Raw genomic sequence first — 15,005 nt, forward strand, 5'->3', positions numbered from 1 at the left:
ATGATCAAACTCTTTCAATTTAAAGTTTGATTTGCTTCTGCTCGTGAAGCGGTGCTCAAGAATTTACTGTTGTTAGTTCGTAATGAATTAACTGTTGTTCACTCTTCAAGACTTTCAGTTCTTTCGTTCCGAAGTGTCCTGCGAGTGCCCACACAGATTGTCTGATTAATTGTTAAAGAGCGCTGCGACCGGCCTCAGCCTGCTGTCGCGAGGTGGCGTATACTACGCCTTCCTCATTCGGAGTCAACGACTTTTTTTAGCCTTTCTCCGTCCTGAACCGCGTTGTGCTGTGCATCAGCGCGTCTCAGTGGTGGCGCATTATAGGGACTTCTTCTGACCTGACAAGCGTTAATTTTCAAAAAACCGAACAAGCGCTCACTTTTAAACCAATAAGCTATTTTTTCATCACAAGCAGTCTTTTTCACTAAAAAGCCCGGAAGTCGTGTCCGGGCTTTTACTTTCACTCCATCACTGCTACTGATGTGCGACGATAGACTCATCCTGCACATCCAGAACAATAGGCTTTCCTGGAAGCAGTTCACCCGACAGAATCCGCTGCGCCAATGGGTTTTCTATCATTTGCTGGATGGCCCGTTTCAGCGGCCGTGCCCCATAGACCGGATCAAATCCGGATTTTCCCAACAATTCCAATGCGGCATCAGAGATAGAAACGCTATATCCACGTTCTTCCAGACGTTTATAGAGCCGTTGCAGTTGAATCTGGGCAATAGAAGCAATGTGATTTCGCGCCAAGGGATGGAATACCACCACCTCATCAATACGGTTGATGAACTCAGGCCGAAAATGGTGACTCACGACATTCAGTACCATATCGCGCATTTGGCCATAATTCATGTCACCGAATCGATCCTGAATCAAATCGGAACCCAGGTTCGACGTCATAATCACAACCGTATTGCGAAAATCCACGGTGCGACCTTGCCCATCGGTTAACCGCCCATCATCCAACACTTGCAGCAAGATATTGAATACATCCGGGTGGGCTTTCTCTACTTCGTCCAACAAAATTACAGAGTAAGGACGACGACGAACGGCCTCCGTCAAATAACCGCCTTCTTCATACCCCACATATCCAGGAGGGGCGCCGACGAGACGAGAAACAGAATGCTTCTCCATAAACTCAGACATATCAATGCGAACCATAGCGTCATCGCTATCGAACAAAAATGCGGCCAACGTTTTACAAAGCTCCGTCTTCCCCACCCCGGTCGGCCCAAGGAACAGGAATGAGCCGATGGGCCGATTGGGATCAGACAGCCCCGCGCGACTACGCCGGATAGAATTGGCGACAGCTTCAACGGCTTCATTCTGACCGATAACACGCTGATGCATTTCCTGCTCCATACGCAGCAGTTTGTCACGCTCACTCTCCAGCATCCGGGATACCGGAATTCCCGTCCAGCGGGCAAGCACCTCGGCAATCTCTGCATCGGTTACGCGGTTACGCAATAGGTGCATAGTTTTCCCTTCCACCTGATTTGCCGCCGCAAGTTCCTTTTCCAGTTCAGGAATCTTGCCATACTGCAATTCAGACATCCGGCCTAAATCGCCCTGACGCCGCGCCTGTTCCAACGCCAACTTAGCTTGTTCCAGAGCCGCTTTGATGTTTTGCGTTCCAGTCAGAGAGGCTTTCTCCGCCTTCCATTCCTCTTCCAGCTTGGAATATTCACGCTCTTTCTGTTCCAGTTCCGCATTCAGAATTTCCAACCGTTTCAGGCTGGCATCGTCGGACTCTTTCTTGAGCGCCTGCTGTTCGAGCTTTAACTGAATGATGCGCCGATCCAGGCGATCAAGCGGCTCCGGTTTAGAATCAATCTGCATACGAATGCTAGAAGCAGCCTCGTCGATCAAATCGATCGCCTTATCCGGCAACTGGCGATCTGAGATATACCGGTGGGACAACATGGCTGCGGCGACGATCGCCGGATCGGTAATTTGCACATGATGGTGCAACTCATAACGTTCTTTCAGCCCTCGCAAGATGGCTATGGTGTCTTCAACTGTCGGTTGTGCAACAAATACCTTCTGGAACCGGCGCTCCAGTGCCGCATCCTTTTCAATATACTGACGATATTCGTCCAGCGTCGTTGCGCCAACACAGTGCAACTCACCGCGCGCCAACGCTGGCTTGAGCATATTGCCTGCGTCCATGGCACCGTCGGCCTTACCGGCACCGACCATGGTATGCAGTTCATCAATGAACAGAATAACGTTGCCTTCCTGTTTAGCCAGATCGTTCAGGACGCCTTTCAGACGCTCCTCGAACTCACCACGGTACTTGGCCCCGGCAACCAGAGCGCCCATATCCAACGCCAACACACGCTTGTGTTTCAAACCTTCAGGGACTTCGCCATTGATAATCCGTTGTGCAAGCCCTTCGACAATAGCGGTTTTACCGACCCCTGGTTCACCAATCAACACCGGGTTGTTCTTGGTTCGGCGTTGCAATACCTGGATAGTGCGACGAATTTCTTCATCACGCCCAATGACGGGATCCAACTTGCCTTGTTCAGCCCGCTCGGTTAAATCGATGGTAAATTTCTTCAACGCCTGCCGCTGATCTTCGGCGCTTTGCTCATTGACCTGCTCACCACCACGAATCTGCTCAATGGCTTTATTGACGTTTTCAGACGTAGCGCCAGCACTCTTCAACAAATCGCTTAACGTACCGCGAGCTTCAAACACAGCCAACACAAACAACTCGGACGAAATAAACGTATCGCCGCGCTTTTGCGCCAGCTTATCGCAGATATTGAGAGTACGAACCAACTCACCGGATGGTTGAACATCCCCCCCGGTTCCTTCCACCTGAGGAAGACGCGCAATCGCTTGAGCAATGTCTTGTTTTAACCGTCCAATGTTAGCGCCAGCGGCCGTTAACAACGGCGCAACCGTCCCACCTTCCTGAGAAACAAGCGCACTCATTAAATGCAAAGGTTCGATGAATTGATGATCTCGCCCAAGAGCAAGAGATTGGGCATCAGCGAGGGCAAGCTGGAATTTATTGGTAAGACGATCCAGACGCATAACTCCTCCCATACATACTGGTCAAAATTGCTACTGGAGATTAAATGAGGTCATCCCTCAAAATTTCAAGATTATTTTGCCAGTAATAATGGAGGAAAAACGTTAATCGTTCTGGATCGCCTTAATTCAATAGGTTATATCAGCCAAATCAAAGTTGCCATACGTCCGGTCACGCCATCTCGCCGGTAGGAAAAAAATTTATCGCTCTCGCTGACGGTACACGCGTTCCCGCCAAAAATTTGGGTCACACCGGCACGTTGCAGGCGTAATCTGGCAAGCTGATAGATATCCGCGAAGAATTTATTATTGTGGGGGACGAAAGCACAATTTGTCGCCGTATCACTACTGACAAAAGCGTCTCTAACCTCCCCACCGACTTCGAACCGGCTCGGCCCAATCGCCGGCCCCATCCAGGCCATGATCGCCTCAGGAGGCGCACGAAACACGCTGATCGTCTGTTCCAGCACCCCAGCCTGTAGCCCTCGCCATCCAGCATGTGCGGCTGCAATTTCTTTACCATCGGCAGAACAGAACAGCACTGGTAAGCAATCAGCTGTCATCACCGCGCAGACACGATCACGGCGCGTGGTATACACCGCGTCGCCGGTCTGCGTATCAGGCTGTTTGGGATCAAGATTGACGACATGGGTACCGTGTACCTGTTCCAGCCAGAATGGCATGGCCGGCAAGGAGGCCATTGAGACCAGATGCTTCCGGTTCGTCTCAACGGAAAGAGGTTCATCGCCAACATGGTTCCCCAGATTAAAGGTTCCATAAGGATGAGTGCTAACACCGCCATTCCGGGTGGTAGTACAGGCACGAATTGTTTCCGGCGCAGGCCAATCCGGCTTGAGTAACATACAATCACCAATCGAGTTGATCTTTGAAAGCTTCAGTATCTGCTTTAAGCGCAGCAATCAGCTCCACCATATCCTGAGGTAACGGCGCATGCCACTCCATCTCGATACAGCTGATAGGATGATAAAGTCGTAGCATCGTGGCATGTAATGCCTGACGATCAAAATGACGCAGCACCGTCAGGAATTCATCCGATGCGCCTTTAGGAAAACGCGGGCGCCCGCCGTATAACGGATCGCCCACTAATGGGTGATTAATATGCGCCATATGGACACGAATCTGGTGGGTTCTGCCGGTTTCCAGGCGGAGTCTCAAGCGCGTGTGGGCACGAAAATGCTCCATGATGCGATAATGCGTCACCGCAGGTTTGCCCATAGGATGCACGGCCATATGCGTGCGCTTAGTCGGATGGCGTGCAATCGGTTCAGCAACCGAGCCTCCTGCCGTCATCGTGCCATTTGCAACCGCCTCATACTCGCGAGTAATCTCCCTTGCCTGCAACGACTCGACCAGGCGCGTCTGCGCCGGAACATTTTTAGCGACCACCATCAACCCCGTCGTGTCCTTATCAAGACGGTGTACAATTCCAGCCCGGGGAACATCGGCGATTGCCGGATAATGATGCAGCAGCGCATTCAGGACCGTGCCGTCAGGGTTCCCCGCTCCTGGGTGTACCACTAAATCCCGCGGCTTGTTGATGACCAGAATATCCTCATCCTCATACACAATATCCAGTTGAATCGGCTGAGCATCCCAACGGACGTCTTCCTCGATTATGGCAGTAATTGACACGGACTCCCCGCCAAGCACTTTTTCTTTGGGTTTATCAATTACATTGCCGTTAATTTGTACTCTTTGCTCCAGAATCCATGTTTTTATGCGGGAACGCGAATAATCAGGGAACAATTCGGCCAAAGCCTGATCTAACCGTTGACCTAGTTGAGATTCATCCACCGTCGCGGTGAGTTGTACTTGTTGGGGCATATTTGCAGCTTCTTTATTAACGTTGGGTTTTAACGGCGACGCCGTTTAAAATAATGTACTATTGTAGCTGGTCTTCATCGGGAGCTTAACGGACAGTTTCCCGGAAAAAACACACTGAGGATAATCAAAACGTCATGACGCGTATGAAATACCTGGTGGCTGCTGCCACGTTGAGCCTGGCGCTGGCTGGTTGTTCCAATTCAAAAGATACAGTTCCCGATCGTCCGCCTGCAGAACTGTACGCCACCGCCCAGGAAAAATTACAAAGCGGCAACTTTAAAGCAGCCATCACTCAGTTGGAAGCGTTGGATAACCGTTATCCATTCGGCCCATACTCTCAGCAAGTACAGTTGGATCTGATCTACGCTTACTATAAATCCGCCGATCTGTCTCTAGCTCAGGCGTCAATAGATCGTTTTATTCGACTGAACCCGACACATCCTAACGTAGATTACGTGCTGTATATGCGTGGATTGACCAACATGGCGCTGGATGATAGCGCACTGCAGGGCTTCTTTGGTGTCGATCGCTCGGATCGGGATCCTCAATATGCTCGCTCAGCCTTCAAAGCGTTCAGTCAATTGGTTCAGGAATATCCGCGCAGCCAGTACGCAACCGATGCCAGCAAACGTCTGGCTTACATTAAGGAACGTTTGGCCAAATATGAGTTCTCCGTTGCGCAATACTACACGAAACGTGGGGCTTATGTGGCGGTAGTGAATCGGGTAGAGCAAATGTTGAAGGATTATCCTGACACGCAGGCCACCAGAAAAGCCCTGCCGCTGATGGAGAACGCCTACCGGGAGTTGCAGCTAGTCGGGGAAGCAGACAAAGTAGCGAAAATCATCGCCGCGAACCCTGCATAAAAAAACACCAAAAAAACCATTTAAAACGGCAGCTTCGGCTGCCGTTTTCTATATCAGGAGCAGATTGGCATAAAAAACACCGCCGAACTGAACCAATAAATCTTATTGATTCTGGCACAGCGGATGTGTCTCCACAAGCTTGCACCGCACGTTCCAGAAGGCATCTCACAAATCGGTATTTATCAGGCTAAAGTAGCAAAAAAAAGTGATCATAATCACCCAATTTGCGATATCTCGGGGTATGCTGAAATCATTCAGGACGGACAAGACAGAGAGGTAAGTATTTATGACTATCAATATTACCAGTAAGCAAATGGAGATTACCCCCGCAATTCGTCAGCATGTCGAAGACCGTCTCAGCAAACTGGATAAGTGGCAAGCGCACTTGATAAATCCGCACATTATCCTGTCGAAAGAAGCGCCGTACTTTGTAGTGGATGCAACAATTAACACCCCAAACGGCCCATTAGTAGCCAGCGCCAAACACGAAGATATGTACGCCGCTGTGAATGAGTTGATAAACAAACTGGAACGTCAGTTAAACAAAGTTCAGCACAAGAGCGAATCGCGCCGCGCCGATAGTTGTATCAAAGATGCCAATCTGCAGGCACCGGCAGAATAAACAGTTTTGCCGCTGTTGATATCAACGCGCCGAAAGGCGCGTTTCTTATTGACAGGATGAAAAGGCAGCAGGTACCTTACCTGCATCGATCTTAAGGATTTTGCTAATGACACCACGCCCGTTTTTCTTCGTATTCTTTTTTACCCTCTCCACTTCGTGGGGCGAGCGTGTCGTGTAAGTAAGAATACGAAGACGAACAAAAAAGCCCCCGACCAGGGGGCTTTTTTTATATGGACAGCAAACAGGTATACACAATGACCGATAATCCATTACAGGCGCTGCGCGAGCGCATTACCACACTGGATACGCAACTGCTCGACCTGCTGGCACAACGACGTGAACTGGCGCTGGATGTAGCTCGCGCCAAGCAGCATTCACATCGACCGATCAGAGACAAGGAGCGCGAGCGGGACTTACTCTCCCAGTTAGTGGAGGAAGGCAAGAAACGTCATCTGGACGGCCACTATATTACGCGCCTCTTCCAACTGATTATCGAAGACTCGGTTCTCACCCAGCAGGCATTGTTGCAACAGCACCTAAACCCCGGCGGCATTCCTTCCGCCAGAATCGCCTTCCTGGGCCCCAAAGGTTCTTACTCTCACCTCGCCGCCAGGCAATATTCAGCCCGTCACTTCGAGCAAATTGTCGAGTGCGGCTGTCAGCGCTTTCAGGATATTGTCAATTTGGTGGAAACCGGCCAGGCCGATTATGCGGTATTGCCTATTGAAAACACCAGTTCAGGCTCAATCAACGACGTCTACGATCTCCTGCAACATACAGGGTTATCGATTGTTGGCGAGCTGAACAATCCCATTGACCATTGCGTGCTTGTCGCCGTTGATACCGAACTCGATAAAATCAAAACGGTTTACAGCCATCCGCAACCATTCCAGCAATGCAGCAACTTTATCAATCGGTTTCCCCACTGGAAAATTGAGTATTGCGAGAGTACGGCGGCAGCAATGGCCAAAGTCGCCGAGCTGAACACACCCGATGTGGCGGCGTTAGGCAGCGAAGCCGGCGGTATGCTCTATCAATTACAGGTATTGGAACACAACCTGGCCAATCAGGCGCAGAATATCACCCGCTTTATCGTACTGGCGCGCAAACCGATTGATGTTACAGAACAAGTCCCGGCGAAGACCACGCTAATTATGGCGACCGGTCAACAATCGGGAGCACTGGTAGAAGCGTTGCTGGTACTTAGGGAACACGGCATTGTCATGACCAAACTGGAGTCGCGCCCAATCCACGGCAACCCGTGGGAAGAAATGTTTTATATCGACGTACAGGCAAATCTACGCAGTGAACCAACCCAAAAAGCGCTGCAGGAACTCGCAGCTATCACCCGTTCTCTCAAGGTTCTCGGTTGTTATCCCAGCGAGAACGTCATTCCAGTCGAGCCCGCATAAAAAAAGCGCGCCGTTTTAACGGCGCGCTTTTTTAATCAATAGAACCTTCATTGTCGGATATCGTTCGCCTGACGCAGCAAGGCTCGGCTTTCTGCCATGAATCGGCGTGCATAATCGCCAAACCAGTGCTCTACTTTTCGGAAGCTGGCAACAAATGCCTCTTTGTCACCGGCCTCCAACAAAGCGAGCGCTTCACCAAAACGCCGATAGTAACGCTTAATCAACGCCAGATTATTGCCTGATGACATGATGATGTCGGCATACAGTTGGGGATCCTGTGCAAACAACCGCCCCACCATCGCCAGTTCAAGCCGATAAATGGGCGATGAAAGCGCCAGCAATTGTTCAAGCTGTACGTTTTCCTCGGCGAGATGCAGCCCATAGGCAAAAGTGGCGAAATGCCGAAGCGCCTGAATGAACGCCATATTCTGATCGTGTTCAACGGCGCTGATACGATGCAATCGAGCTCCCCAGACCTGAATTTGTTCCAGCAGCCATTGATAAGCTTCCGGCTGACGACCATCGCAGTACACCACTACCTGCTTGGCAAGACTGCCGGTATCAGGCCCAAACATGGGATGTAACCCAACAACCGGCCCCTGATGCGCCGCCAGCATGGCCTGAAGCGGGGCATTTTTCACAGAGGCCAGATCAACCAGAATACAATCATCCGGTAATTTCGGCAGACGGGCGATCACCTGCTCGGTGATATGAATCGGCACACTGATGATCACCATTCCCGCATCCGCCAGCAAAGCATCAGCCTGCGACCAATCACCTTGTTCAAGGATCCGTACCTGATACCCGGACAACGTGAGCATCTTGTCAAACATTCGCCCCATTTGCCCACGTCCACCGACAATAACGATCGGCCGCAGCTCCGGGCGCAGCGTTTTAAACCCCTTGTCATTCTCGCTGGTATAGGATTCACGCATCACCCGCCGCAGCACATCCTCGATCAAATCAGGAGGGACACCCAACACCTCAGCATCCTCACGTCGTGAACTCAGCATCGCCGCTTCCCGATCAGGCGCATAAATTGGCAATCCGTAACGGCTTTTTACTTCGCCGACTTCTGCAACCAGTTGCAGTCGACGCGATAACAGTGCCAATAATGCTTTATCAACTTCATCGATCTGATCACGTAAAGCGGTCAGTTCAGCGACCATTTATTTTCTCCTCACAAATTGGCGCGGATTGCGGAAAGTTCCTGATGAACCGAACGCAATAACGTTTCGGTACTTTCCCAACTGATGCAGGCATCTGTCACGGATACACCATAACGCATTTCCGAACGGGGCTGTTCGGAAGACTGATTACCCTCATGAATATGGCTTTCCAGCATCAGCCCAATGATGGAGTGATTACCCGCTTTCAGTTGCTCAATCGCTGATTCCACCACCAGCGGCTGACGACGGTAATCTTTGTTCGAATTACCGTGGCTACAATCTATCATCAGCGCCGGATTCAGTCCTGCATCCCGCATTTGTTTTTCACATTCAGCCACATCGGCCGCGCTGTAATTTGGCTTTTTACCACCGCGCAAAATCACATGGCCGTCAGGATTCCCCTGGGTCTGCAGTAAACAAACCTGTCCGCATTGATTGATGCCCACAAAACGATGTGGCATGGCCGCAGCTTTCATCGCATTGATGGCCGTGCCCAGGCTCCCATCCGTACCATTCTTGAAACCGACAGGCATAGAAAGACCCGACGCCATTTCACGGTGTGTCTGTGATTCTGTAGTGCGGGCGCCGATAGCCGACCAACTGAAAAGATCACCCAGATATTGTGGACTATTCGGATCCAGAGCTTCTGTCGCCAGCGGCAACCCCAGATTGACCAACTGCAGCAACAGCTCACGAGCAATATGCAACCCGGCTTCCACATCAAAGGAGCCATCCATGTAAGGATCGTTGATTAACCCTTTCCAACCGACAGTGGTTCGGGGTTTCTCAAAATAGACGCGCATGACGATATACAACTGGTCGCTCAAGTCAGCTGACAGTGCCTTCAGACGACGTGCGTACTCCAGCGCCGCATCGGTATCGTGAATAGAACAAGGGCCACACACGACCAGCAGCCGTTTATCATTACCGCGAATGATATCTGCAATCGTTCTGCGGGCACGCGCTATTGCTTGCTGCTGTTGATCATCCAGGGGAAATTTGGCTTTCAACTCATCGGGGGTAATAAGAATCTGCTCTTCGCTGATATTGATGTTATTAAGCGTGTCTTTTTGCATGATGGTGATCCTGTCTCTTCCTTACGTTACAGTGAGCGATTGCATCAATAACCACATCTGGATCACACCATACCACAGCATGTAAATCTTTAAAACCATATGTGTAAAGAAAAAATTACTCACACAAGAAAAACACATATCATTCGAAAAATATGCCACACAAAAAATAAAACAATAAATATTAATATGATGGGATTATTTCATCATATAAGGCAATGAGTTAAGACGAGTATTGTATGGCTGCATATTCAACTACCTGTGAAAAACTAAGTACACACACCTGATGTAAGCATTGAGTCATTGAAGAAAAGATAAACCCGTAAATAAATATATACACATATCCATATACCGATCTCTCTCAATCCCATATGGCGAAAAAATCGATTTTTCACACATTGCGATTGAGCTGTATCCATATCGTTGAAACTTATCAATCCGGGTATACTTAGCTATCACTGGAAAATGGCAGGAAAATTCGTCGTTTACATGATACGGCAAGCAATACAGGCTAATTACTGATCTTCCAATTGATGGAACGCGCTCCCACCATGGCCGGGAGATCTCGTATGATGCTCTACCAAAATCGATTGCAAGAAAACCGGAAACTACCAGGCTTGTTATAGAGGCACCGGCTCTCCGGTGACAGAACTGATGCTGAAAAACTGTATATGGTCGCTGGGTATAGTGCTGCTCACCGGCTGTCACCCCAATGTTCCCGTTCCCCAAACCGCCAGAGATGAGGTTTCTGTCTGGTATGAAGCAGGTTATCAGGACGCGGTCGCAGGCTCAGAAGTCAGGGATAATGATACGTTGTCCGAATGGTTTGGCGATCCTCAGGTTGATCGCGAATCCTATCTTCAGGGATACACCGCAGGGCAAGCGGTATTATGCCACCCGGGAAATATACGTTTATGGGGAAAGGATGGGAAACCATTTCCACTCGGCTGTAGCAGCGATAATCATGCTGAACAGTTAAGGAGGACATGGCAGGAAAGTATCGACAACGCCACATCTCGATAATAGTCCCCAAAAACGATGATAATGTTGCATGATATATTAGTAAATTCAGCACATTACCTGAAGCAGATAACGACGATAGCACTGTATCGGATCATTTTTATTCAGAAGCGAGCGCTAGTTATCATCCGCTAGCCAACCACCCTAGCCTGACAACACACAATTACAAATGGCTGGGAACCCATCTCTGCACAGCATAGAAACAATTCCAAACAGGCAATAAAAAAGGGTAGCTGTAGGCTACCCTTCTCGCTTTCGGATGTCGCGAAAACGTATGCTTAGTTAAGACGCTCTTTGATACGAGCGGATTTACCAGCACGTTCACGCAGGTAGTACAGTTTGGCTTTACGCACAGCACCACGACGCTTAACGGTAATGCTATCCACTACCGGCGAGTGAGTCTGGAACACACGTTCTACGCCTTCGCCGTTGGAAATCTTGCGAACAGTGAATGCAGAGTGCAGACCGCGGTTACGAATTGCGATAACCACGCCCTCGAATGCCTGCAGACGTTTTTTGGAACCTTCAACGACCCATACCTTAACTTCCACGGTGTCACCCGGACGGAATGCAGGTACGTCTTGCTTCATCTGCTCTTGTTCAAGCTGTTTGATAATGTTGCTCATAATTACTCTCTTACCCTAGGTAAACTGATATTTGGGCCCGCCTGATAGTTCTTCAGTGCGCCCCTTAATACTCAATGCTGCTCAGACTGATGTTCCTGTTGAAACTCAGCCAGCAGCGTCGCTTGCTCGTCAGTCAGAGCTAGGCTTTTCAGAAGTTCAGGTTTTCTAAGCCAGGTTCGGCCCAGCGACTGCTTCAAACGCCAGCGGCGTATTTCCGCATGGTTGCCAGACAGTAAAACCGCTGGTACAGCCATACTCTCCAACACTTCAGGCCGGGTATAATGGGGGCAATCCAGTAATCCCTCAGCAAAAGAATCTTCTTCTGCCGAAGCTTCATGGCCCAGAACTCCCGGAATAAAGCGGGAAACTGAATCAATCAGCGTCATCGCTGGTAGCTCACCACCACTGAGCACATAATCGCCAATTGACCACTCTTCATCAATCTCGGCCTTAATTACACGCTCATCAATACCTTCATACCTGCCGCATACCAAAATTAACTTCTGGTTGGCAGCGAGTTGGCGTACACCTTGCTGATCCAATTTACGGCCTTGCGGCGATAGATATATCACCCGCACGCCTTCGCCTGCCGCCGCTTTTGCTGCATGAATGGCATCCCGTAAGGGTTGAACCATCATCAGCATGCCCGGACCACCGCCATATGGACGATCATCCACTGTGCGATGCCGATCGTATGTGAAATCACGAGGACTCCAATACTGCACGCTCAACAAGCCATTCTTAACTGCCCGGCCAGTGACTCCATAATCGGTAATGGCGCGGAACATTTCAGGAAACAGGCTAATAACCCCAATCCACATAACATCGTTCCACTAAATTACTGGCGATTGTTCAGAGATCAAAAACCAGGATCCCAATCCACTTCGATACGACGAGCAGAAAGGTCGATATGCTTGATAACCTGTTCGTTCAGAAACGGAATCAACCGCTCCTTCACGCCATAAGCATCTTTCAGGTTGGCTCTTACAACCAGAACATCGTTCGAACCGGTTTCCATCATATCGATGACTTTTCCCAGTTCATAACCGCTAACGGTCACGACATCACAGCCGATAAGATCCTTCCAGTAAAACTCCCCATCATCCAGCTCAGGTAACTGCGTTGAATCTACAACAATTTCGCAATTGGTCAGCAGATTCGCCGCATCCCGATCGTCAACATGTTTAATCTTGATGATCAAGCTTTGGTTGTGGTAGCGCCAGCTTTCGATTTCTACCTGCTGCCACTGCCCCTTGTTCTGGATAAACCAGGGTTGGTAATCAAAAATGCTATCGGCCTCTTCGGTGGATGAAAATACCTTGAGCCAACCTCTAATACCGTATGTTGACCCTATTTTCCCAAGAACAATTGGGTTAACAGGAAACTGCGGACCAAGTTGCTTGCTCATCGCCACCACCAGAACAGATTACGCTGCTTTTTTAACGTTTTTGATCAGCGCAGACACGCGATCAGAAACGGTTGCACCCAAACCAACCCAGTGCTCGATACGATCCAGATCCAGACGCAGAGATTCTGCATTACCGGTAGCAACCGGGTTGAAGAAACCTACGCGCTCAATGAAACGACCATCGCGCGCATTGCGGCTGTCGGTCACTACGACTTGATAGAACGGGCGTTTTTTAGCGCCGCCACGTGCCAAACGAATTGTTACCATAACATCCTCTTTAGTGAATAAAACAACCAGGCCCCATCGAGGAACGGGGCCCGGTAGTCATATAAAAAGCCCGAAAATTTTACTCATTTGGGAACAAAAAGCAATCTAAAGCGTATAACCGCCTTAACCTTTCTGCTCCGTCAGACCAATTTCCGAGCTCAACGTCCGGGAAATCCCGGCGGCAGCATGCCTTTCATACCACGCATCATCTTGGCAAGACCGCCATTTTTCATCTTCTTCATCATCCGTTGCATATCGTCGAACTGCTTCAGCAGACGATTGACATCCTGCACCTGCATACCAGCCCCCTGAGCGATACGACGCTTACGGGAACCTTTAATAATCTCCGGCTTAGCGCGCTCCTGCAATGTCATGGAGCTAATAATAGCTTCCATCCGTACCAGAACTTTGTCATCCATCTGAGATTTGACGTTGTCGGGAACTTGTCCCATTCCCGGCAGCTTACTCATCATGCTCGCCATTCCACCCATATTGCGCATCTGTCGAAGCTGCTCAAGAAAATCGGTCAAATCGAAACCATCACCCTTCTTCAGTTTCTTTGCCAGCTTCTCGGCCTGGGAACGATCAACTTTGCTCTCCAGTTCCTCAATCAGGGAGAGCACATCCCCCATGCCAAGAATACGGGAAGCAATACGATCAGGATGAAAAGGCTCTAGCGCATCGGTTTTCTCACCAACGCCAAGGAATTTAATCGGTTTTCCAGTGATATGCCGGATAGACAATGCTGCCCCGCCCCGGGCATCGCCGTCGATTTTAGTCAGAATGACCCCGGTCAAAGGTAACGCTTCATTAAAGGCTTTGGCAGTATTGGCCGCATCCTGGCCGGTCATGGCGTCCACGACAAACAAGGTTTCAACCGGGTTAATCGCCGCATGAACCTGGCGGATCTCATCCATCATGGCGTCATCGACATGCAGACGCCCTGCGGTATCCACCAGAAGGACGTCATAAAACTTCAATTTGGCATGCTGCAGAGCCTGGCCGACGATATTCACCGGTTTTTCGCTAACATCCGAAGGGAAAAAATCTACGCCAACGGATTCGGCCAGTGTCTCCAATTGACGAATCGCCGCTGGGCGATAGACGTCCGCAGAGACGACCAACACTTTCTTCTTCTGTTTCTCGCGCAGAAACTTACCCAACTTCGCCACACTAGTGGTTTTACCGGCCCCTTGCAGACCGGCCATCAACACCACCGCCGGCGGCTGCGCCGCCAAATTCAGCGCTTGATTTTCTTCCCCCATAGCGGCAACCAGTTCATTCTGGACGATACGCACGAACTCTTGCCCTGGAGTCAGGCTTTTATTGACGTCATGACCTACGGCGCGCTCTTTCACCCGGTTGATGAATTCCCGTACCACCGGCAATGCCACATCCGCTTCCAGCAATGCCATACGGACCTCGCGCAGCGTGTCCTTAATATTGTCATCCGTCAGCCGCCCCCGGCCGCTGATGTTGCGCAGCGTGCGCGATAATCGATCGGTTAAATTCTCAAACATATCTCATGCTCAATGTGAAAGAGGCCGCCATCGCGACATAAATAAATGGGGTGGAGTATAACACGAAAGCCACACTGTCTCTGCTGTGTGTGGATACCGGTTGGTGCCCGTAACGACTAAGGCTATACTGAC

Annotated in this window: 15 protein-coding genes and 1 other annotated feature; of the genes, 4 read left to right on the forward strand and 11 right to left on the reverse strand. The window is 50.0% G+C overall.

The window, feature by feature from the left end:
* Positions 1 to 233: 233 nt before the first annotated feature.
* The 4 genes from DPA2511_RS23535 to rluD form a co-directional block, all read right to left on the reverse strand.
* Positions 234 to 500, reverse strand: a complete 267-nt coding sequence (locus tag DPA2511_RS23535; protein ID WP_153247107.1) for a hypothetical protein — start codon at positions 498 to 500, stop codon at positions 234 to 236.
* A complete protein-coding gene (gene clpB, locus DPA2511_RS14645; RefSeq protein ID WP_015854528.1) occupies positions 475 to 3,048 on the reverse strand; it encodes an ATP-dependent chaperone ClpB in 2,574 nt (857 codons plus the stop codon). Before clpB ends, DPA2511_RS23535 begins: the two co-directional genes overlap by 26 nt.
* A 134-nt stretch (positions 3,049 to 3,182) precedes the next feature.
* Positions 3,183 to 3,908, reverse strand: coding sequence for a purine nucleoside phosphorylase YfiH (yfiH, locus tag DPA2511_RS14650; RefSeq protein WP_015854529.1), 726 nt, complete (start codon positions 3,906 to 3,908; stop codon positions 3,183 to 3,185).
* Positions 3,909 to 3,912: 4 nt separating this feature from the next.
* On the reverse strand, positions 3,913 to 4,890 hold the full coding sequence (rluD, locus tag DPA2511_RS14655) for a 23S rRNA pseudouridine(1911/1915/1917) synthase RluD (protein WP_015854530.1): 978 nt from the start codon (positions 4,888 to 4,890) through the stop codon (positions 3,913 to 3,915).
* A 134-nt stretch (positions 4,891 to 5,024) separates the two neighbouring features.
* On the opposite strand from rluD, the gene bamD reads away from it, so the two are divergent.
* The 3 genes from bamD (at position 5,025) to pheA (ending at position 7,790) form a co-directional block, all read left to right on the forward strand.
* Entirely contained in the window at positions 5,025 to 5,756 is a 732-nt protein-coding gene (gene bamD, locus DPA2511_RS14660) for an outer membrane protein assembly factor BamD (protein WP_015854531.1), read from the forward strand.
* Positions 5,757 to 6,042: 286 nt separating this feature from the next.
* Positions 6,043 to 6,378 (forward strand): ribosome-associated translation inhibitor RaiA, encoded by a 336-nt coding sequence (gene raiA, locus DPA2511_RS14665; RefSeq protein WP_015854532.1) that lies wholly within the window; start codon positions 6,043 to 6,045, stop codon positions 6,376 to 6,378.
* A gap of 105 nt (positions 6,379 to 6,483) precedes the next feature.
* Positions 6,484 to 6,608 (forward strand) — a sequence feature (Phe leader region).
* 24 nt (positions 6,609 to 6,632) lie between these two features.
* The gene (gene pheA, locus DPA2511_RS14670) at positions 6,633 to 7,790 is read left to right on the forward strand and encodes a bifunctional chorismate mutase/prephenate dehydratase (protein WP_023638415.1); all 1,158 of its coding nucleotides are present in this window, start codon (positions 6,633 to 6,635) and stop codon (positions 7,788 to 7,790) included.
* Between the two features lie 47 nt (positions 7,791 to 7,837).
* Here pheA and tyrA read toward each other — a convergent pair whose 3' ends face one another.
* Complete coding sequence (gene tyrA / locus DPA2511_RS14675) at positions 7,838 to 8,959, reverse strand: bifunctional chorismate mutase/prephenate dehydrogenase (RefSeq protein ID WP_015854534.1); 1,122 nt, start codon at positions 8,957 to 8,959, stop codon at positions 7,838 to 7,840.
* An 11-nt stretch (positions 8,960 to 8,970) separates the two neighbouring features.
* A complete protein-coding gene (locus DPA2511_RS14680; protein WP_015854535.1) occupies positions 8,971 to 10,035 on the reverse strand; it encodes a 3-deoxy-7-phosphoheptulonate synthase in 1,065 nt (354 codons plus the stop codon).
* A 651-nt stretch (positions 10,036 to 10,686) separates the two neighbouring features.
* Here DPA2511_RS14680 and DPA2511_RS14685 point away from each other — a divergent pair.
* Positions 10,687 to 11,055 carry a DUF2799 domain-containing protein gene (locus DPA2511_RS14685; protein ID WP_071597678.1) on the forward strand — a complete coding sequence of 123 codons (369 nt, stop codon included), beginning with the start codon at positions 10,687 to 10,689 and terminating at the stop codon, positions 11,053 to 11,055.
* A 275-nt stretch (positions 11,056 to 11,330) separates the two neighbouring features.
* Here the strand turns inward: DPA2511_RS14685 and rplS are convergent, their stop codons facing one another.
* From rplS to ffh, 5 genes are all read right to left on the reverse strand, one after another.
* The gene (gene rplS, locus DPA2511_RS14690) at positions 11,331 to 11,678 is read right to left on the reverse strand and encodes a 50S ribosomal protein L19 (protein WP_012768745.1); all 348 of its coding nucleotides are present in this window, start codon (positions 11,676 to 11,678) and stop codon (positions 11,331 to 11,333) included.
* Positions 11,679 to 11,749: 71 nt separating this feature from the next.
* A complete protein-coding gene (trmD, locus tag DPA2511_RS14695; RefSeq protein WP_015854537.1) occupies positions 11,750 to 12,499 on the reverse strand; it encodes a tRNA (guanosine(37)-N1)-methyltransferase TrmD in 750 nt (249 codons plus the stop codon).
* 38 nt (positions 12,500 to 12,537) lie between these two features.
* Positions 12,538 to 13,086 carry a ribosome maturation factor RimM gene (gene rimM / locus DPA2511_RS14700; RefSeq protein WP_015854538.1) on the reverse strand — a complete coding sequence of 183 codons (549 nt, stop codon included), beginning with the start codon at positions 13,084 to 13,086 and terminating at the stop codon, positions 12,538 to 12,540.
* 18 nt (positions 13,087 to 13,104) lie between these two features.
* A complete protein-coding gene (gene rpsP / locus DPA2511_RS14705) occupies positions 13,105 to 13,353 on the reverse strand; it encodes a 30S ribosomal protein S16 (protein ID WP_015854539.1) in 249 nt (82 codons plus the stop codon).
* A 158-nt stretch (positions 13,354 to 13,511) separates the two neighbouring features.
* Positions 13,512 to 14,873, reverse strand: a complete 1,362-nt coding sequence (ffh, locus tag DPA2511_RS14710; RefSeq protein ID WP_015854540.1) for a signal recognition particle protein — start codon at positions 14,871 to 14,873, stop codon at positions 13,512 to 13,514.
* Positions 14,874 to 15,005 lie beyond the last annotated feature (132 nt).

The organism is Musicola paradisiaca NCPPB 2511 (assembly GCF_000400505.1).
Classification (GTDB): domain Bacteria; phylum Pseudomonadota; class Gammaproteobacteria; order Enterobacterales; family Enterobacteriaceae; genus Musicola; species Musicola paradisiaca.